The organism is Rhizobium sp. AB2/73 (assembly GCF_020871915.1).
Classification (GTDB): Bacteria; Pseudomonadota; Alphaproteobacteria; order Rhizobiales; family Rhizobiaceae; genus Rhizobium; species Rhizobium dioscoreae.
The window spans coordinates 3,147,816-3,167,286 of sequence record NZ_CP067071.1 but is presented as its reverse complement, the minus strand read 5'-3'; the positions used below and the strand labels follow the sequence as shown (position 1 = coordinate 3,167,286).

At 61.5% G+C, this 19,471-nt stretch carries 12 protein-coding genes; 5 read left to right on the top strand and 7 right to left on the bottom strand.

What is annotated here, in order from left to right:
• Positions 1–112: 112 nt before the first annotated feature.
• Positions 113–2,620, bottom strand: a complete 2,508-nt coding sequence (locus I8E17_RS15585; RefSeq protein ID WP_069611606.1) for a heavy metal translocating P-type ATPase — start codon at positions 2,618–2,620, stop codon at positions 113–115.
• 171 nt (positions 2,621–2,791) lie between these two features.
• Between I8E17_RS15585 and I8E17_RS15580 the strand changes: the two genes are divergently transcribed.
• The 4 genes from I8E17_RS15580 (at position 2,792) to I8E17_RS15565 (ending at position 11,835) form a co-directional block, all read left to right on the top strand.
• A complete protein-coding gene (locus I8E17_RS15580; RefSeq protein WP_069611607.1) occupies positions 2,792–3,901 on the top strand; it encodes an RHE_PE00001 family protein in 1,110 nt (369 codons plus the stop codon).
• 214 nt (positions 3,902–4,115) lie between these two features.
• Positions 4,116–5,612, top strand: a complete 1,497-nt coding sequence (locus tag I8E17_RS15575; protein WP_113367220.1) for an efflux RND transporter periplasmic adaptor subunit — start codon at positions 4,116–4,118, stop codon at positions 5,610–5,612.
• Entirely contained in the window at positions 5,609–8,728 is a 3,120-nt protein-coding gene (locus tag I8E17_RS15570; protein ID WP_069611609.1) for an efflux RND transporter permease subunit, read from the top strand. Before I8E17_RS15575 ends, I8E17_RS15570 begins: the two co-directional genes overlap by 4 nt.
• Positions 8,725–11,835, top strand: a complete 3,111-nt coding sequence (locus I8E17_RS15565; protein ID WP_069611610.1) for an efflux RND transporter permease subunit — start codon at positions 8,725–8,727, stop codon at positions 11,833–11,835. The genes I8E17_RS15570 and I8E17_RS15565 overlap by 4 nt, the downstream gene beginning before the upstream one ends.
• A 141-nt stretch (positions 11,836–11,976) precedes the next feature.
• On the opposite strand, the gene I8E17_RS15560 is transcribed toward I8E17_RS15565, so the two are convergent.
• The 4 genes from I8E17_RS15560 to I8E17_RS15545 form a co-directional block, all read right to left on the bottom strand.
• Complete coding sequence (locus tag I8E17_RS15560) at positions 11,977–12,402, bottom strand: type II toxin-antitoxin system VapC family toxin (RefSeq protein ID WP_069611611.1); 426 nt, start codon at positions 12,400–12,402, stop codon at positions 11,977–11,979.
• Positions 12,399–12,644: a plasmid stabilization protein gene (locus I8E17_RS15555; protein WP_069611612.1), complete on the bottom strand. Its 246-nt coding sequence runs from the start codon at positions 12,642–12,644 to the stop codon at positions 12,399–12,401. Before I8E17_RS15555 ends, I8E17_RS15560 begins: the two co-directional genes overlap by 4 nt.
• A 129-nt stretch (positions 12,645–12,773) precedes the next feature.
• Entirely contained in the window at positions 12,774–15,917 is a 3,144-nt protein-coding gene (locus I8E17_RS15550; protein WP_069611613.1) for an efflux RND transporter permease subunit, read from the bottom strand.
• A gap of 9 nt (positions 15,918–15,926) precedes the next feature.
• Positions 15,927–17,231 (bottom strand): efflux RND transporter periplasmic adaptor subunit, encoded by a 1,305-nt coding sequence (locus tag I8E17_RS15545; RefSeq protein WP_069611614.1) that lies wholly within the window; start codon positions 17,229–17,231, stop codon positions 15,927–15,929.
• Positions 17,232–17,332: 101 nt separating this feature from the next.
• Between I8E17_RS15545 and I8E17_RS15540 the strand changes: the two genes are divergently transcribed.
• Positions 17,333–18,010: a TetR/AcrR family transcriptional regulator gene (locus tag I8E17_RS15540; RefSeq protein ID WP_229002032.1), complete on the top strand. Its 678-nt coding sequence runs from the start codon at positions 17,333–17,335 to the stop codon at positions 18,008–18,010.
• 206 nt (positions 18,011–18,216) lie between these two features.
• Here I8E17_RS15540 and I8E17_RS15535 read toward each other — a convergent pair whose 3' ends face one another.
• Positions 18,217–18,456: a hypothetical protein gene (locus I8E17_RS15535; RefSeq protein ID WP_069611616.1), complete on the bottom strand. Its 240-nt coding sequence runs from the start codon at positions 18,454–18,456 to the stop codon at positions 18,217–18,219.
• 433 nt (positions 18,457–18,889) lie between these two features.
• A complete protein-coding gene (locus I8E17_RS15530; RefSeq protein ID WP_069611617.1) occupies positions 18,890–19,348 on the bottom strand; it encodes a helix-turn-helix transcriptional regulator in 459 nt (152 codons plus the stop codon).
• Between the last annotated feature and the right edge of the window lie 123 nt (positions 19,349–19,471).

Below are 19,471 nucleotides of genomic sequence, written 5' to 3'. Positions count from 1 at the left end.
CGCGCATACGGGAATAGCCCCTCATCCTAGCCCTCTCCCCGCTTGCGGGGAGAGGGCAGGGGTGAGGGGCGGCGTGGGTGCGGAGAGGGCGAACAAAACGCGGTCGATGTCCTCATTTCACCAGCCGCAACCTCAGCGCATTGCCGATCACCGAGACCGACGACAGGCTCATCGCCGCGGCCGCGATCATCGGTGACAGCAGCAGGCCGAAGACGGGGTAGAGCACACCGGCTGCGAGCGGCACGCCGAGCGCATTGTAGCCGAAAGCGAAGGCAAGATTCTGTTTGATGTTGCGGATCGTCGCTTCCGAGAGATGGCGCGCCCGCACGATGCCGTTGAGATCGCCCTTCACCAGCGTGATGCCGGCGCTTTCCATGGCCACGTCGGCGCCCGTGCCCATGGCGATGCCGACATCGGCTGATGCAAGTGCCGGAGCATCATTGACGCCGTCGCCGGCCATGGCAACGATGCGGCCTTTGGCGCGTAGTTCGTCGATCAACGCCTTCTTGCCCTCCGGCAGCATGTCGGCGCGCACTTCGTCGATCCCAAGCTGCTTCGCGACGGCAGCGGCGGTCTTGCCGTTATCGCCGGTTGCCATGACGATCGTCAGGCCGCTCTCATGCAGCGCTTTGATGGCGGCGGCCGTGGTCGGCTTGATCCGGTCGGCGACGGCGACCAGGCCGGCAAGCTTACTGTCGATGGCGACGAACATAACGGTCTTGCCTTCGCCGCGCAGGCGCTCCGTTTCGGCCTTCAAATCATCGATCGAAACGCCAAGATCGGACATCATCGCCGCGTTGCCAAGCGCGATCGCGGTTTCGCCGGTGTGGCCCTCGACGCCTTTGCCTGTCACCGCCGCAAAGCCGGAGATCTCGACGAAGTGCGCCTTGCGCTCCTCGGCGCCGGCGACGATCGCTTCGGCAAGCGGGTGTTCTGAGCCGCGCTCCAAGCTGGCAGCAAGCGAGAGCAGGCGGGCCTCGTCTGTGCCTATCGCGGGGACGATGTCGGTCAGATTCGGCTTGCCCTCGGTCAGCGTGCCTGTCTTGTCGACGATCAGTGTGTCCACCTTGGCGAAGCGTTCCAGCGCCTCAGCATCGCGCACCAGTACGCCCTCGTGTGCGCCTCGGCCCGTGGCGATCATGATCGACATGGGGGTTGCCAGCCCCAGCGCACAGGGGCAGGCGATGATGAGCACCGCAACGGCGGCAAGCAGCGCATGCGCCAGCCTCGGCTCCGGCCCAACAAAGGCCCAGATGGCGAAGGCGATAATGGCGGCCGCGACCACAGCCGGCACGAAGACGGCGGAGACGCGATCGACCATCGTCTGGATCGGCGCGCGCGAGCGCTGCGCCTTGGCGACAAGCTCGACGATACGCGAGAGGGTGGTCTCGGCGCCGACCTTTTCGGCCTGCATGATGAGTGCGCCGTTCCTGTTGATGGTGCCGCCGGTCACGGCGTCGCCCTTGGCCTTTTCGACCGGCAGAGGTTCGCCCGTAATCATCGATTCGTCGACAGTTGATTGTCCTTCGATGACGGAGCCATCCACAGGGACGCGTTCACCCGGACGCACACGCAGCCGGTCGCCGGCTTGGATCTCATCCACAGGCACATCGGTTTCGCTGCCGTCGGCGCCGATGCGCCGTGCTGTTTTCGGGGCGAGATCGAGAAGCGCGCGAATGGCCGAGCCGGTGCGTTCGCGGGCCTTCAGTTCGAGCACCTGGCCGACGAAGACCAGCGCGACGATGATGGAAGCCGCCTCGAAATAGACCGGCACGCTCTCACCATGGCCTCGGAAGCTCATGGGAAACAGGCCGGGAGCGAGCGTGGCGATGACGCTGTAGAGATAGGCGGTGCCGACGCCGAGGCCGATCAGTGTCCACATATTGGGGCTGCGGTTGACGAGCGAATTCCAGGCGCGGCGGAAGAAGGGCAGCGCTGCCCAAAGCACGACCGGTGTTGCGAGAATAAGCTCGATCCAGGTGGCGATCGGCTCGCCGATCCAGTCGCGAATGGGAAGGCCGATCATCGGCCCCATGCTAATGGCAAGCAGCGGCAGCGACAGGGCGGCGCTGATCCAGAGCCGGCGCGTGAAATCGACAAGCTCCGGGTTCGGGCCGTGATCGGCGGCGGGGACTCCCATGGGTTCCAGCGCCATGCCGCATTTCGGGCAGTCGCCAGGATGGTCGCTGATCACCTCGGGATGCATCGGGCAGGTATAGAGCGTGCCCTTCGGCACCGGCTTTGGCGCCGGCTTGTTGCCATCGAGATAAGCCGATGGCTCCGCTTCGAACTTCGCCTTGCAGCCGGCCGAGCAGAAATAGAATTTTTCGCCCTCGTGCTTCAGGAAGTGGCGGGCGGTGGCACGGTCCACCGGCATCCCGCAGACCGGGTCTTTCGCCGTGAGGTAGTTTTCCGGTGCAGCCTGGAACTTTGCACGGCAGCCGTCACTGCAGAAGTGGAAAGTACGGCCGCCATAATCCAGCGATGGTTTGCCAGCATCGGGATCGACGGTCATGCCGCAGACGGGATCGCGGATCACCACATCCTGAATGTCGGCATCATGATGATGGTGATGACCGTGGCCATGATGGCCGTGATCGTGCTCGTTGTGCGGTGCCATGTCATACTCCTTTGCCCGAAAGGGCGTCGGAAAGCCTTATGAACCTTCCCATCGCTGGAAGGTCAAGACGGAAAATAGTGATTGCCATCCACAGTTCACAGGGTTGCCTTCCTATCTCGCCGCGAACGGCGATGATAAGTTCCGTTAGACCGATGCAATGATATGATTCCAATGCGATATGATCTGACCGCGCTGCCACTTGCCACGCTTCTGCCTGCCATCGTCAAGGCGGAGGATATGTTGGCGCGGCTGGATGAGCGTGTCTTGAGGCATGCGGTGGCGGATGGTTTTCGCGAGCGGGGCCACTTTTTCGATGCTGCTGGTGCGCTCTGGGTCGGCGGCGAACTCGTGCATGTGGAGGATCTTGTCCTGCATGATGCGCGCATGGATACGCGCACACCGACGCACGAGTTGACCATCGCCCATGCGGTGCTGCGTAGCAGGCGCCGCCTTTGGACCGCCGATCCTTCCTGGGGCCTGGAGGCGGCGGGTCTTGCCGTCCTGCGCGGTGACGTCGGCGAAGCCGAAGAGACCATCGCGCCGCGTTCGACGCCTGCCCCGGCCGTGGAGCCGGACGAGCCGGTGGATGAGGAAGACGATTTCGGCGTTGATTTCGCCGAGATCGACGCGATCCTCGCCCGATCCGACAAGATCCTGAATGGCGGCGTTCCGGAAGCTCGGCAGCCGACCGTTGATGCTGACGATCCCCTTGCACTCATCCGTGATGAGGATTGGGATGAGGACGAGAGGCTGGAGAGCTGGCGCGCTGTCATTCGCGAGGCGGATCTGCTGCCACCCGCTCTCGGCGCGGCGGTGCTTTTCGATGCCTGGGAGCGAATAGAGCCACTGCGGCGGCAGCATTGGCTCGGCGGCTTGCTGGTCAGCGCCTATCTGCGCAGCCGGGGCAAGGTCACATCCCATCTCTTTTGCCTGAATGTCGGCCTGAAAGCCGTCCGTCACGACCGCCGGCGTGCGCCAGATCGCACCACGCGGCTGGCAGCCTTTCTCGATGCCATGGCGCTTTCGGCCGATTCGGGCCTGAAGGAGCTCGATCGCCTTTCGCTTGCGCGGCTGCAGATGGAGCTCCGGCTCAAGGATCGGCGGTCCAACAGCAGCTTGCCCGAAGTTATCGATATTGTGCTGTCGAGGCCGATCGTTTCGGCGAAGATGATCGCGCGTCACGTCGGCGTCACCTCCAGAGGTGCGCTCAATCTGGTGGCCGAACTCGGCCTGCGCGAGATGACAGGCCGTGGTCGCTACCGTGGCTGGGGTGTGCTTTGAGGCGCTGCAGCGGCTTGCGCGGGTAGACGCGTCCACCTTGCAACCACAACCCCAGTTTTTCGTCCAATGTTACAGTTTGTTACGCTAAGTGGCGCTAAAATGGACAAAATTTAATGGCCATACCAAATTCCTAAGCGGCACGATGCAAGCTAAGGTCGCGCCATGAATATCGGGGCATCGTCGATCACCCCGAGCTTTGAAGGAAGGTGCGTGAATGGCTCGGACGTTTCGGGTCGTCGTGTGGTTGGCTGTGATTGGCGCGGTTGGGTACGGCGCCTATGCGACCCGCGATCGTTGGCTTGGGCCGGCGGAGAAACTGCTCGGTTATCAGAGCGCGACTGCGCCCGGCGAGCAAGCCCAGGGTGAGCGCCGCGGAGGTCAGGGGCAGGGCGGCGGCAGACGGCGCAGCATGTCGCAGTTCAGTGGACCGGTTCCAGTGCTCGCCGCCGATGCGACGACGACCGATGTCCCCGTTTACATTAACGGTGTTGGGTCGGTGAAGGCCCTGAATACAGTAACGGTGCGCCCGCAGGTCAGCGGACGAATTGTCGAAATCAATTTCGTCGAGGGCCAGGACATCAAGAAGGGCGACGTCATCGCCCGCATCGACGATTCCGTCTATAAGGCACAGCTCGACCAGGCGATCGCCAAGAAGGCGCAGGACGAAGCTTTGCTTGCAGGCGCCCAGCGCGATCTAGCCCGCTACCAGATGATGGTGAAGAGCGCATCCGGCACGCAGCAACAGGTCGATACGCAGACCTCGCTGGTGGCGCAATATACCGCACAGGTCCAGGCGGATGTGGCAGCCATCGAGAGCGCGCAGGCAACGCTCGATTATACGACGATCAGGGCAGCCTTCGACGGGCGCACCGGCATCCGCAACGTCGATGTCGGCAATCTCGTCAGCTCCTCGGATGCGACCGGCATCGTGACACTCTCGCAGATCAAGCCGATCTCCGTGCTGTTTTCCATTCCGCAGCAACAGCTTGCCCGCGTCAATGCGGCCAGTGCGGCCGGAACGCTTGCCGTTCAGGCCATGGGCAATGATGGTGAGACAGTGGTCGACCACGGTTCGCTTGGGGTGGTCGACAATCAGGTCGATCCCACCACCGGCACGGTCAAGCTGAAGGCGAATTTCCCCAACGACAAGCTGGCGCTGTGGCCCGGCGCCTTCGTCAATGCCCGCCTGCTCGTGGAGACGCTGAAGGGCGTTACCGTCATTCCGAGCGGCGCCGTGCAGCGCGGCCCGAACGGCACCTTCGTCTATATCATCAGCCAAGATCAGACCGTTGCGATGAAGCCGGTGAAGGTGCGCCAGCAGGACGATACGCTTGCGGTCATCGCCGATGGTGTGACGCCCGGCGACAAGGTGGTGACGACCGGTTTCGCGCGGCTTCAGAATGGGTCGAAGGTGCAGATTTCGACCAATCCGGATCAGGCGTCGCCGGCTGCTCCGTCAACCGACAATAGCGGGCAGCCTGTTGCAGAGAACGACCGACAGAATGCTGGTCCGGGCACCGCAAATGCGGGCGAACGTCCGCATCGCCGCCACAACGGCCAGGGTGGTCAAGGTGGGCCGGGCGGTGCCGGCGGTCATAATGGCCATCGCGGCCAGGATGGTCAACCAGCCGCCGATGGCGAACAGGGTGCGGATACGGGCGGCGGCTCGGCCTCCAACAATTCCTCGGCTACGCCGACGCAGCAACAATGAACGTCTCGTCGCTCTTCATATCCAGGCCGATCGCCACCTCGCTTCTCGGGGTGGCGGTGCTGTTGGGCGGCATTCTCGGCTTTCTCTTCCTGCCGGTCGCGCCCTTACCGCAAGTGGATTTTCCGACGATACAGGTGACGACGCAGCTTCCAGGTGCCGATCCCGATACGATGGCGGCGCTTGTGACGGCGCCGCTGGAGCGGCCGCTCGGCCAGATCCCGTCGCTGGCTTCGATGACCTCGTCGAGCGCCTTCGGCATCAGCCAGATCACGCTGCAATTCGATCTTGGCCGCGATATCGATGGCGCGGCGCAGGATGTTCAGGCGGCGATCAATGCCGCCGGATCGACCTTGCCGCGCACGCTCCCCTATCCTCCGACCTATTCGAAGGTGAACCCCGCCGATACGCCGATCGTGACGCTGGCTCTGCGCTCCAACAGCTATTCGATCCGCGAGCTTAGCGATTTTGCCGATACCATGATGGCGCAGCGTCTGAGCGAAGTGTCGGGGGTCGGCGATGTCAATATCCAAGGCGGCGTCAAGCCCGCCATCCGCATCCAGGCGGATCTGCCGCGTCTTGCCTCCTATGGACTTGCCCTGGAGGACATCCGCACGGCGATCACCAATGCCAGCGTTGCCGGTGCGAAGGGTTCGCTTGACGGCACGCAGCAAAGCTTCACGCTTGCCGCCAACGACCAGATCGTCGATCCGAACGTCTATAAATCGGTCATCGTTGCCTACCGCAACAGCGCGCCGGTGCAATTGAAGGACGTCGCAACCGTCGTCGAAGGACTGGAAAACAACCGTGTCGGCGCCTGGTATCAGGGCCAGCCCGCCGTCATTCTCGATATCATGCGCCAGCCGGGCGCCAACGTTATCCAGACGGTCGAGAATGTGCTGAAGCAGATCCCGAAGCTGAAGCAGGCGATGCCGGCCGGCGTTTCCCTCGATATCGTCAATGATCGCACCGAGACCATCCGCGCTTCGATTCATGATGTGCAGTGGACGCTGGTTATCAGTATCGGCCTCGTCATCCTGGTCGTCCTGCTCTTCCTGCGGACGATGACGGCGACCTTCATTGCCGGCGTCGCGCTGCCGCTGTCGCTGATTGCCACTTTCGGCGTCATGTGGTTTGCCGGCTTCAGCCTCGACAATCTCTCGCTGATGGCACTGACCATCGGCACCGGCTTCGTCGTCGACGACGCCATAGTGATGATCGAGAACATCGCGCGCCATATCGAAGAGGGCGAAAACCCGATGCAGGCGGCGCTGAAGGGCGCCGGCGAGATCGGCTTCACCATCATCTCGCTCACCGTCTCGCTGGTTGCGGTGTTCATTCCACTGCTGTTCATGACTGGCATCGTCGGGCGCATGTTCCGCGAATTCGCGCTGACGCTCACCATTGCCGTCGTCGTATCGGCCGTGGTCTCGCTGACGCTCACGCCGATGATGTGCGCGCGCATCCTGCGCAAGCCAAAAGAGCATCAGGGCGGCTTTCTGGCCGGTGCCGACCGTTTCACCGACTGGATGGTTGAAGGCTATCGGCGCAGCCTTGTCTGGGCCGTGGATCGCAGCCGTCTCATGCTGCTGGTGACGGTGGTGACGCTGGCTGCAACGATCGCGCTTTATGTCGTCATCCCCAAAGGCTTTCTGCCGGCGCAGGATACGGGTCTCATCACCGCCGTCATCGAAGCCGAGCCGACGACCTCCTTCGAAACCATGAAGCAGATCCAGGCTGATGTGACCGACCGGCTGCGCAAGGATCCGGATGTCGCCGGCGTCGTTGCCGTCATAGGCGCCAGCGCCAGCAATCTGACGCTCAATACCGGCAATCTCAGTCTCGTGCTGAAGCCGCGGAGTGAGCGTAACGCGTCCGCCGATCAGATCATCGAGAGGATGCGCGGCGAGGTGACGGGCTTGCCCGGCATCCACGTCACCTTCCAGAGCGTGCGCGACATCTCGATCAGCACCAGGGCCAGCCGTGCGCCCTACCAATATACCCTGACGGGCACGGACACGAATACGGTGGTCGACTGGGCGCAGAAGCTCGCCCAGCGGCTGCAGGAAAGCCCGAAGCTGATGGATGTCGCCTCCGAAGTGGAGATGGGCGGCGGGCGCATCTTCGTCGATGTCAATCGCGAGACCGCCTCGCGGCTCGGCGTGTCCATGCAGGCCGTCAGCGATACGCTGAACGACGCTTTCGGCCAGCGGCAGATCGCGACGATCTATGGCCAGGCCAATCAGTATCGCGTCATTCTGGAGGCGGCACCGCAATACCAGTCGGATCCGAAATCGCTCGACAAGCTCTATGTCGCCGGCGCCAGCGATACGCAGGTGCCGCTCAACGCCTTCACCACGGCGAGTTTCACGACCGCGCCACTGGTCATCAGCCATGATGAACAGTTCCCGGCCGTGACACTTAGCTTCGATCTCGCCAAGGGGGCGTCGCTCAGCGATGCCGTCGCCGAGATCAAGGCGGCGGAGCTGGATATCGGCATGCCCGATAATATCCAGCGCAAATATTCCGGCGATGCCGAAGAGTTTGCCTCCTCGCTTGCGGGTGAGCCCTGGCTGATCCTGGCGGCCGTCGTGACGATCTATATCGTGCTCGGCCTGCTCTATGAGAGCGCCGTGCATCCGGTGACGATCCTCTCGACGCTGCCTTCGGCCGGTGTCGGCGCGCTGCTGGCGCTGATGCTGTTCGGGCAGGATCTGTCGATTATCGCGCTCATCGGCATCGTGCTCCTGATGGGTATCGTCAAGAAGAACGCGATCATGATGATCGACTTCGCATTGGAGGCGGAGCGCAAGGAAGGCCTGGAGCCACGCGAGGCCATCCTCAAAGCCTCGATCCTGCGTTTTCGGCCGATCATGATGACCACGCTCGCAGCTCTCTTCGGTGCCCTGCCGCTGGCGCTGGCCCAGGGTACGGGGGCGGAGCTGCGTATTCCGCTTGGCATCACCATCATCGGCGGTCTCGTGTTGTCACAACTCCTGACGCTCTATACGACGCCGGTGATCTATCTCGCCTTCGAGCGCCTGCGCGCCAAGATCGTCGGCCGGACCAGCGGAACGCCGAGCGCCGAGATGAACGAATTGGCGGGTGGCGAGAGATGAACATCTCCGAGCCGTTTATCAAACGCCCTGTCGGGACGACGCTTCTGGCGATCGGGCTGATGATCCTCGGCATCGTTGCCTATCGCTTCCTGCCGGTCGCGAGCCTGCCGACCGTCGATCTGCCGACAATCGTCGTTTCCTCAAGCCGCCCAGGGGCCGATCCGGCCAGCATGGCGGCGAGCGTGGCCGCCCCTCTGGAGCGTCATCTCGGAACCATTGCCGGCGTTACGCAATTGACGTCCGTCAGCTCGCTCGGCTCGAGCACGATCATCGTCCAGTTCGATCTCTCGCGCAGCGTCGATGGTGCGGCGCAGGACGTGCAGGCGGCGTTGAACGCGGCCGCGACGGACCTGCCCGGCGATCTGCCTACACTCCCGTCCTTCCGCAAGATCAATCCGGCAGCGGCCCCGGTTCTCATCCTGGCGCTGACGTCGGATAATGTCTCTCCGAGCGCTATTTATGATGCAGCTGATACCGTGGTGGTGCAGCGTATTTCGCAGGTGGACGGCGTCGGCGGAGTGACCGTGAGCGGCGCCGACCAGCCCGCCATCCGCGTGCGGCTGGATCCGGACCGGCTTTCCGCCATGGGCCTGTCGCTCGATGCCGTGCGCACCGCGATCGTCAATGCCAACGTGCTCGGCCCCTTCGGCTCGATCGACGGTGCCGGCGGCGCTTTCTCCGTCGCCGTCAACAGCCAGTTGAAGACGCCGGAAGCCTTCGGCCGCATCGTGGTGCGTAGCGGCGACGGCACGGCGGTTCGCCTCTCCGATATCGCCACCGTCGAGCCGGGTGTGCGCAACAGCCGTTCGGATGCGTGGTATGACGGCAAGCCCGCCGTGCTGCTCAACATCACCAAGCAGGCGGATGCGAACGTCATCGCCACCGTCGATGGCGTCAAGCAGCTGATCCCCGAACTGCAGCGGCTCATTCCCGCCGGTGTGAATATCTCGATCCTTTCTGATCGCACCACAACGATCCATGCGAGCGTCAACGACATGCAGTGGACGCTGCTTGCCACCATTTGTCTGGTCATGGCCGTCGTCTTCGTGTTCCTGCGGCGCGCTACCCCCACAGTCGCTGCCGGCGTCACTGTGCCACTGTCGCTCGCCGGTACTTTTGCCGCGATGTGGCTCTTCGGGCTGTCGATCGACAATCTCTCGCTGATGGCGCTTGCCGTATCCGTCGGCTTCGTCGTCGACGATGCCATCGTCATGATCGAGAATATCTATGCCAATCTGGAAACGGGCATGAAGCCGATGCGGGCGGCGCTCGAAGGCGCCAAGCAGATCGGCTTCACGGTCATCTCGATCAGCCTGTCGTTGCTTGCCGCCTTCATTCCGCTATTCTTCATGGGCGGCATCGTCGGCCGCTTCTTCCAGACCTTCTCGCTGACGCTCGGCTTTACCATCGTCGTTTCGACGCTCGTGTCCCTGACGCTGACGCCGATGATCTGCGGTCATCGCCTGCGCCAGCATGATATCGATGCCCGGCCTGGCCTGTTCGGCCGCATCGTCGAGGGCACGCTGGGTGCCGTTACAAGCTTTTACGGCCGCACGCTGCGGGCGGTGCTGCACCACCGCCTCCTTTCGGTCGCCGTCATCATCGCCTGTGTGGTCATGTCGGGCTATCTCTACGTCAAGGTTCCGAAGGGCTTCATTCCGCAGGATGATACGGGTTTCATCCAAGGCGGTACGCAGGCTGCGACCGATATTTCCTATCCCGCCATGGTGAAGCTTCAGCAGCAGGCTGCGGATATCGCTTCGAAGGATCCCGCCGTTTCCGGTATTGGCTCTTCCGTCGGCGGTGGCGGCTTTTCCAACTCCATCAATCGTGGCCAGCTTTTCATCTCGCTGAAGCCGGAATCGGAGCGTGCGCCAACGGCCGAGATCATAGACAGGCTGCGCAAACAGCTGATGGCCGTTCCCGGCCTCAGCACCTTCCTGTTTTCGCCAGGCGATATCCGCGCCGGCGCGCGCCAGTCGCAATCGCAGTATCAGTTTACGCTCTGGGGCGCGAATTACGACGAGCTAGTGGAATGGGCGCCCAAGGTGCTGGAGCGGATGCAGGCCCTGCCGGGGTTGACCGATGTCGCGACCGACAGACAGCCCAACGGCCTGCAGGCGACCGTCAATATCGACCGAAGTATGGCCTCCCAGCTCGGCGTCAACATCCAGTCTATCGATTCCGCGCTCAACAATGCCTTCGCGCAGCGGCAGATCTCGACGATCTACACGCAGCGTAACCAGTATCGCGTCGTGCTGGAGGCGGACCCGAATTATGCGCTCGATCCGCATGACATTTCGAAGCTCTACGTGCCGGCCGCCGGCGGTACGCAGGTGCCGTTAAGCGCAGTGGCGTCGATCGACCGCACGCTGGCGCCGCTGGTAGTCAATCACCAGGGTCAATATCCCTCCGTCACCATCTCCTACAATCTGGCGCTCAATACGCCGCTGCAGGTCGCCAACGATGCCATCCAGAAGGCGGTGCTGGACATGCATCTGCCCGACACGCTGCACGCGGATTTCGCCGGCGATGCGGCGAGCATCACCCAATCTTCCGGCAGCCAGCCGCTCTTGCTGCTGGCGGCACTGCTGACGGTCTATATCGTCCTCGGCATCCTCTATGAAAGCCTGGCGCATCCGCTGACCATCATCTCGACACTGCCGTCCGCCGGTCTCGGCGCGCTGCTGGCGCTTGCGATCAGCGGCACCGAGCTGACGATCATCGCCTTCATCGGCATCATCCTGCTGATCGGCATTGTCAAGAAGAACGGCATCATGATGGTGGATTTTGCCCTGCAGGGCGAGCGCGCGCTCGGCCTGTCCTCAGAGGAAGCCATCTATCAGGCATGCCTCAAGCGTTTCCGACCGATCCTGATGACGACGCTTGCAGCACTTATGGGCGCCATTCCGCTGATTATCGCAACCGGCCCCGGCGCGGAGTTGCGACGCCCACTCGGGATCACCATCGTCGGCGGTCTCGTCGTGTCGCAGGTGCTGACGCTCTATACGACGCCGATCATCTACCTGATGCTTGCCAAGCTGCATGCGAAATGGTCGCCGAAGGCGCAAGCTTCGGCACCGCCAATATCGCCGCAATCAACTTGAGCGGTTAGAGCGTGATGCTGAAAAGTGTGAGGCGATTTCGAACGACATAACGCTCTACTTCTTTGATTCTAGAGCAGATTCAGATTTTAGGTCGATTCGACCTAAAATCATCCGGCTCTAGTGGTGCATGGATGGACCGGATCAGCCCTTATAGTCCCAGGGATTGACGATAGTTATTCCGGTGTCCAGGAAATCGGACACATTGCGGGTGGCAAGGGTTGCTCCTCGCGACGCTACAATTGCGGCGATCTGAGCATCGAATTGGCTGATCGGCTTGCCGGCCCGACGCCGCGATGTTGCAATGAAGGAATAAGCTCCCGCGGCTTCGCTATCGAAGGGGAGAACTCTTCCGGCGAAATCCTCTTCGAATATGGGGAGAATACCAGCTTCCAATTCGCTTCGGCGTCGGCCCGCAGGCAGCAGCCGGAGACCGTAAAGGATTTCCGCCTGCGTCGTTGCCGTTGTAAAGATGGCGAGAGGAGGCTGGGCGGCGAGCCACGCTTCAACCATTGGCGATGGTGATGGTGCCAATAGGTCAGAAATGATATCTGTGTCGAGAACGATCATGGATCGAGATCGACCGGGCGGATTGGTTCACGTGGAGCCATATCCAGCACGACCCCACCACTTGCAGCCATGCGGCGACGGATAGTCTCGGCCAAATTGGGTTGACGCTTTTCTTCCGTCGATAAGGCCGCCCGCAGAATGTCTCGCGCCTCATCCTCCATCGATCGCCCGTGTGCGGCGGCGCGAATGCGCAGTCGCGTCTTTAAGTGATCGTCGATGTTGCGGATCGTCATACTGGCCATAGAAATACCCTGTCATCAATGATTGCATATTAATCATTGATGACAAATTTGGCAATTCAAGACGAAACATCCGATGCCTGATCGAGATCTCCACTCGCTCTCTTTCGAGAGAGAGCGAGTGGAGAGGCCTTAATGCGCCACGTCAGGGTTGGTGGCCTCCGGAGCTGCCGTCGACCGAACATTGCCCTTGAAGATGCGGCGGACGGAGACGAAGAGCAGCGGGATGAAGAAGATGCCGAGCACGGTCGCCGAGATCATGCCGCCCATGACGCCGATACCGATCGAGTTCTGGCTACCGGAACCGGCCCCGTTCGCGACCGCCAGCGGCAGCACGCCGAGGATGAAGGCAAGCGAGGTCATCAGGATCGGTCGCAAGCGCTGGCGGGACGCTTCCAATGTTGCGTCGATCAGGCTTTTGCCCTGGTTCTGCTGCTCGATGGCGAATTCGACGATCAGGATGGCGTTCTTTGCCGCCAGACCGATTGTCGTCAACAGGCCCACCTTGAAGTAGACGTCGTTCGACTGACCGAAGATGGTGGCTGCCAAGAGCGCGCCGAAGATGCCGATCGGGACCGACAGCATGACGGCAAGCGGGATCGACCAGCTCTCATAGAGGGCGGCAAGCGCCAGGAAGACGACCAGAATCGAAATCGCGTAGAGCTGGGTTGCTTGGTTACCCGAAAGCTTTTCCTGGGCAGACAGGCTGGTCCATTCGTGGCTGAAGCCGGGCGGCAGGCTTGCCATGATCTTGTCGATCTCGTTCATGGCGTCGCCCGAGGAGACGCCGGGCGCCGCGGAGCCGAGGATTTCGACCGCGGACGAGCCGTTATAGCGCTCCAGACGCGGTGAACCATAGGTCCATTCGCCGCTCGAAAAAGCGGAGAATGGCACCATGTCGCCGCCGGAATTGCGCACATACCAGCGGCCCAGGTCTTCGGGCTGCATGCGGAAATCCTTGTCGGCCTGGACATACACCTTCTTGACGCGGCCGCGGTCGATGAAGTCGTTGACGTAGGTGCCGCCCCAGGCCGTCGACAGCGTCGTGTCGATATCCGAAAGGCCGATGTTCAGTGCACTCGCCTTTTCCTGATCGATGTTTACGGAATATTGCGGCGTGTCTTCCTGGCCGTTCGGGCGAGTGCCGAACAGCTTGTGGTTCTTTGCCGCGGCCCCAAGCAGTTGGTTGCGAGCCGCTATGAGCGCTTCATGGCCGGCGCCGTTGATATCCTTGATGAAGAAATCGAAGCCGCTCGAGCTGCCGAAGCCGGGGATCGCCGGCGGTGCCAGCGCGAAGACGCTACCGTCCTTGATCTTGGAAAAGGCTCCCATGGCGCGACCGGCGATGGCTTGTGCCTTCGACTGCGGCGTCTTGCGCTGATCGAAATCCTTCAATCTGACGAAGACGAGGCCGACATTCTGGCCCTGACCGCTGAATCCGAATCCGGCGACCGCGAATGCGCCCTCGACATAGTCCTTCTCGTTGTTGAGATAATAATCTCTCACCTGATCGAGCACCGCCCAGGTACGGGAATCCGTGGCGCCTGGAGGCAGCTGGATCGCCGTCAGCAGAATGCCCTGGTCTTCGTCCGGAAGGAAGGAGCTCGGCAGCCGGTTGAACAGGACGGCCACTGCGCCGCCGATCAAGACGAACACCAGCAGGAAGACGATGCTCAGCCGGATCATGCCGTGCACGCCGCGCTGATATCCTCTCGTTCCCCGCTCGAAATTGCGGTTGAACCAGCCGAACACGCCCTTTTCCTTCGCGCCATGTTTGGGCTGCCTGAGAATGGTGGCGCAAAGAGCTGGCGTGAGGATCAAGGCGACGATGACGGACAGCACCATCGCCGAAACGATCGTCACGGAAAACTGCCGGTAGATGATGCCGACCGAACCGGAGAAGAAGGCCATCGGGATGAACACGGCCGACAAGACCGTGGCGATGCCGATCAGCGCGCCGGTGATTTCCTGCATCGACTTGATCGTCGCCTCGCGCGGCGACAATCCCTCTTCCTCCATCACGCGCTCGACATTTTCGACGACGACAATGGCGTCGTCGACCAGAAGGCCGATCGCCAGCACCATGCCGAACATGGTCAATGTGTTGATGGAATAGCCGAACATTGCCAGCACGCCGAAGGTGCCGAGCAGGACGACCGGGACGGCGAGCGTCGGGATCAGCGTGGCGCGCAGGTTCTGCAGGAAGACGAACATGACGATGAAGACGAGCACGATGGCTTCGAACAGCGTCTTGACCACGTCCTCGATCGACAGCTTCACGAAGGGCGTCGTATCGTAGGGATAGACGATCTCCACGTTCGGCGGCAGGGTCTCGCTCATATTGCCGATGGCTGTCCGCACCGCTTCGGCCGTATTGATGGCGTTGGCGCCGGAGGCGAGCATCACCGCGAGACCGGCGGAGGGATGACCGTTATAGGTGGTCGACGTCGTATAGCTGTCTGCTCCGAGTTCCACGGTGGCGACATCGTTGATGCGCACCAGCGAGCCGTCGGACTGGCTTTTCAGGATGATGTTTTCGAACTGCTGCGGCGTCTGCAGGCGGCTCTTTGCGGTGACCGTCGCATTGAGCTGCTGGCCCTTGCGCTGCGGCAAGGCACCCAGCTGGCCAGCCGAGACCTGCGAGTTCTGGGCCTGGATTGCGCTCGTTACGTCGCTCACCATCAGCTGATATTTGGCAAGCTTGTCCGGATCCACCCAGATGCGCATGGCATAGCCGGCACCGAAGATCTGCGTATTGCCGACGCCTTCGATACGCTTCAGCGTGTCGTTCAGGGTGCTGGAGACGTAATCGGCAAGATCGTTCGAGTTGAGCTTGCCATCCGTCGACACGAAGCCGACGACCATCAGAAAGTTCGAGGTCGACTTCGAAACGGTGATGCCGGTATTTTGAACGGTCTGCGGCAGCTGAGCGGTGACGAGCTGCAGCTTGTTCTGCACCTGCATCTGCGCGACGTCGGGATCGGCCTTGTTGGTGAAGGTCAACGAGATCGAGGCCTGACCCGTCGAGGTCGAGGTCGATGTCATGTAGTCGAGATTGTCGATCCCGGTCATGCCCTGCTCGATGACCTTGGTCACCGAGTTTTCGACGGTTGCGGCGTCAGCCCCTGAATAGGTGGCGCTGATGCTGACTGTCGTCGGGGCGATCTGCGGATATTGCGAAATCGACAGCGTGAAGATCGAAAGTGTGCCCGCCAGCATGATGACGATGGCGATCACCCAGGCGAAGATCGGCCTGTCGATGAAAAAACGAGACATCGTCTAACCTCACTTCTGGACGCCGGAGGCGGCTTTCATATCGGTCTTTTCCAACCCGGCCTGCTCCGCGGACGGCTTGCTATCGGCGGCCGCCTGCTTCACTTCGCCAGTCGCATCGTCAATCGTTACCGGAGAAACGGTGACTTCCTGACCGTCGCGAACACGCTGGACGCCTTCGACGATCACGCGATCGCCATCGGCAACGCCCTGGTTGACAAGCCAGCTGTTGCCGATGCTGCGTTCCACCTTCAGCACCCGCTGCTGCACCTTGCCCTCGGCGGTCACGAACATGGCGATCGGTTCGCCCTTCGTGTTGCGGGTCACGGCACGCTGCGGCACGAGGAAGCTGTTTTCGGCAATGCCTTCCTGAATGGTGGCGCGCACATACATGCCCGGCAGCAGGATGCGATCCGGATTGGGGAAGACGGCGCGCACGGTGATGGTGCCGACCGTTTCCGCAACGGAGGATTCGGCAAATTCCAGTTTGCCGGTTTCCTTGTATTGGCTGCCGTCCTCAAGCGTCAGATGCACGGAAACGTTGTCGCCGCTCGTTTTCAGCCGACCGTCGGCGACGGCGCGGCGGAATTCGAGCAGGTTGGTGCTCGACTGCGTGACATCGACATTGATTGGATCGAGCTGACGGATGGTGGTCAGCGCCGTCGTCTGATCGGCTGTGACGAGCGCGCCGACGGTAACGGTGGAGGCATCGACGCGGCCGGAGATCGGCGCTCTCATCTTGGTATAATCGAGATTGATGCGAGCTGTCTCCAGTGCCGCCTTGGCAGAGGCGACATCGGCCTGTGCCTGGACGAGCGTAGACTGCGCGTCATCGAAATCCTGCTTGCTGACCGCGTTTTGCGCGCTCAGGCCCTTGTAGCGGTCGAGCTTGGCCTGGGCGCTGGGCACGGCGCCCTCCGCCTTCTGCAACGAGGCTGCGGCGCTGTCATACGATGCCTGGTAGGAGGACGGATCGATCTCATAGAGCACATCGCCTTCCCGGACCTCGCTGCCCTCCTTGAAGTTGCGGCTGCGGATGATGCCACCAACCTGCGGCCGCACTTCGGCGACGAGGTAGGCGCTGGTGCGGCCAGGCAGTTCGGCGGTGATGGCAACGGATTGCGGATGCAGTGACATCGCGCTCACTTCCGTCTTGACGGCGGGAGCAGTGCTCTGGGCGGAATTCTGCTGGTTGCAGCCCACCAGCAACATCGCGGCGACAATTCCGACGGCGGTCAGCGAGCCGCGGCCAGCCGGAAGGCGGGCTGATATCACCGGATATGCGGGTACAGAAGTGGGAGGGGCGAGCTTTCGCACGTTGCTATTTCCTGTTGCCTTATTTATAGTACCAAGTCGTACAGAAAATATTTGTACTGCTTCAAATGTCAATCGTATTCGACTGTTGGGGTCAAGACGGTGTGCTGACAAAGGAACGAGCAGCCAAGGCCGACCAGGTCGCCAAGCGCCGGCCGCGCGGCCGCCCGAAAACCGTAAACGACGATGCGCGCCGCGCGGAGATCGTCGCGGAGGCGCGCGCAACCTTCTATGAGCTGGGTTACGGCGGCACAACCATGGATCTGGTTGCTGCCCGGTGCCGCATTTCGAAGCAGACCCTCTACAGGTTGTTTCCGAGCAAGACCGATCTCTTCGCGGCCATCATCGCCGAGCATCGCGCATCGATGCTGGCCCTGCCGCGGCCTGCAGACGAGAATTTGCCGTTCGACAAGGCTCTCGAACTGATATTCATGATCGACATCGATGAAGATCAGGAGCGCGAACGGGACGCCTTCATTCAACTTGCCATCAGTGAGTCGCAGCAATCTCCGGAAATCGCCAGGCTGCTGCATACTTATGGCGCCAGACAATCACAGCAGCTGCTGGCGGATTGGCTTATCGAGCAGCAGCGGCGCGGTTTGATCGAAATTGCCGATGCGGCGAGCGGAGCGCGCATGTTGATGAGCGTGATCTTCGATGCGATGATTTCGAGGCCGGGTCGTCCGAAGGATTGGCCGGACCGCGAAACGCGGTTGCGCCATTTGCGCCATTGCATCGGGATTTTCACCGCCGGCGTCCAGCCGCGCACACGTGGCTGCTGAAGCGCCGCGATCTTTTGAATTCGCTTCTTGCGCGCGGGGTTTTGATTTTATGGAGGTCATTGTCGCAAAGCCGCTGCAGGCTTCTGCGCGACATGCTTTCGGTCGGCTGTCCCCGACGATCTTGGCTCACGAAGAAAATGCCGACATGGCCCGCTGAGCCATACCGGCATCGTTCCGTATCCGGCAAAGGCCGGGATTACTTTAATTCAGTGTGCCACCACGTTTGCCGTGTCCGTTCCCTCTTCGAACAGGGGATTGGGCAAGCCATTTTCATACATTTCCTGCAGCACGGCCCCGAGCGCCAAGTCCAGGCACCAGACCGGGAATTCCGCATTCAGGTTTTTGGCGCTCTGCCGTGCATAAGTGATGAGCCGAGCGATTGAGGCCAGTTCCTTGAGCGAGTCCGGATCCTGGTGCGCTGCGTCGATCGGAAGTGCTGCTGTCATTTCGTACCCTCTATTGCCCCCGTTCCTGGCAGACGAATCGTGTCTGGCCGGAAACATGAGCAAACCGTAGCGGATGTTTTGCAACTTGGCGCGTGACATGCAGCGTGACACGATGCGTGATTGCTGCAAAATTTTGCTTTTGCAATTTCAAGGCGTGAAATACGGCATGCAAGGAGCAGGAGGGTGCCTCGCGTGGACCATTTGCGCGCAAGATCCGCCTATGCTTCCACCATCAACGTGATTTTGGTGCCGCCTGGATGTCAATCTTGGCGGCCCGCTTCGCGCCGATGCCAGGCTGGACGGACTGGAATTCGGGGAGAGTTCAGGGCCCAACGAGAGTCGCGATCCTTCGGATTCGCTCCTTGCGCTTCATGGCCTTGATCTCGCGCATGTCGTCCTCGCAAAACCGCTGCGCACTTTTGCGCAAAATGCTTTAGTTGCGCAGGCCAACCGCTACGTTCGTTGCGCGCGGAAGATGGTCCGGCAGCGCATCGGAAGTGCTTGCCAGCGATTTGATCAGCGTCAGCACGGACTGGCGAATGCTTGGATCGTTGATTTTCATGAACGCCTTGTTGAGGCTCAGGCCCTCTTTGGACGTCAGGAAATCCGACAGATCCTCCAGCCCGTTGATCGCGCCGAGGCCGTCGGTGTTCAGCGGCTGCGAATTGTCCTGCTGGAAGAAGAAGGCAACCGGTACGGCGAGCACGCCGGCAATGGCCTGCAGTCGGCTGGCGCCGATGCGATTGGTGCCCTTTTCGTATTTTTGCACCTGCTGAAACGTCACGCCGATCTGTTCGGCAAGCCGCTCCTGGCTCATGCCAAGCATAAGACGGCGCGTGCGGACGCGAGAGCCTACATAGGCATCGATCGGGTTCGGTACTTTTGCACTCACTGCGCAATCTCCTTATTCATATAGGGCTGGCGGATTACACCATACTTTGGCCCTTTATGACAAAGGGCGCGTGCTCTATGCCCGCGAAATGTGCGTTAAATGTGGGTGGAGCTCAACTAAAAG

Bases quoted from the DNA above. Each gene is read 5' to 3' on its own strand.
- I8E17_RS15580 (WP_069611607.1), top strand. From the start codon at position 2,792: ATGCGATATGATCTGACCGCGCTGCCACTTGCCACGCTTCTGCCTGCC.
- I8E17_RS15570 (WP_069611609.1), top strand. From the start codon at position 5,609: ATGAACGTCTCGTCGCTCTTCATATCCAGGCCGATCGCCACCTCGCTT.
- I8E17_RS15575 (WP_113367220.1), top strand. From the start codon at position 4,116: ATGGCTCGGACGTTTCGGGTCGTCGTGTGGTTGGCTGTGATTGGCGCG.
- I8E17_RS15555 (WP_069611612.1), bottom strand. From the start codon at position 12,644: ATGGCCAGTATGACGATCCGCAACATCGACGATCACTTAAAGACGCGA.
- I8E17_RS15560 (WP_069611611.1), bottom strand. From the start codon at position 12,402: ATGATCGTTCTCGACACAGATATCATTTCTGACCTATTGGCACCATCA.
- I8E17_RS15585 (WP_069611606.1), bottom strand. From the start codon at position 2,620: ATGGCACCGCACAACGAGCACGATCACGGCCATCATGGCCACGGTCAT.
- I8E17_RS15535 (WP_069611616.1), bottom strand. From the start codon at position 18,456: ATGACAGCAGCACTTCCGATCGACGCAGCGCACCAGGATCCGGACTCG.
- I8E17_RS15550 (WP_069611613.1), bottom strand. From the start codon at position 15,917: ATGTCTCGTTTTTTCATCGACAGGCCGATCTTCGCCTGGGTGATCGCC.
- I8E17_RS15565 (WP_069611610.1), top strand. From the start codon at position 8,725: ATGAACATCTCCGAGCCGTTTATCAAACGCCCTGTCGGGACGACGCTT.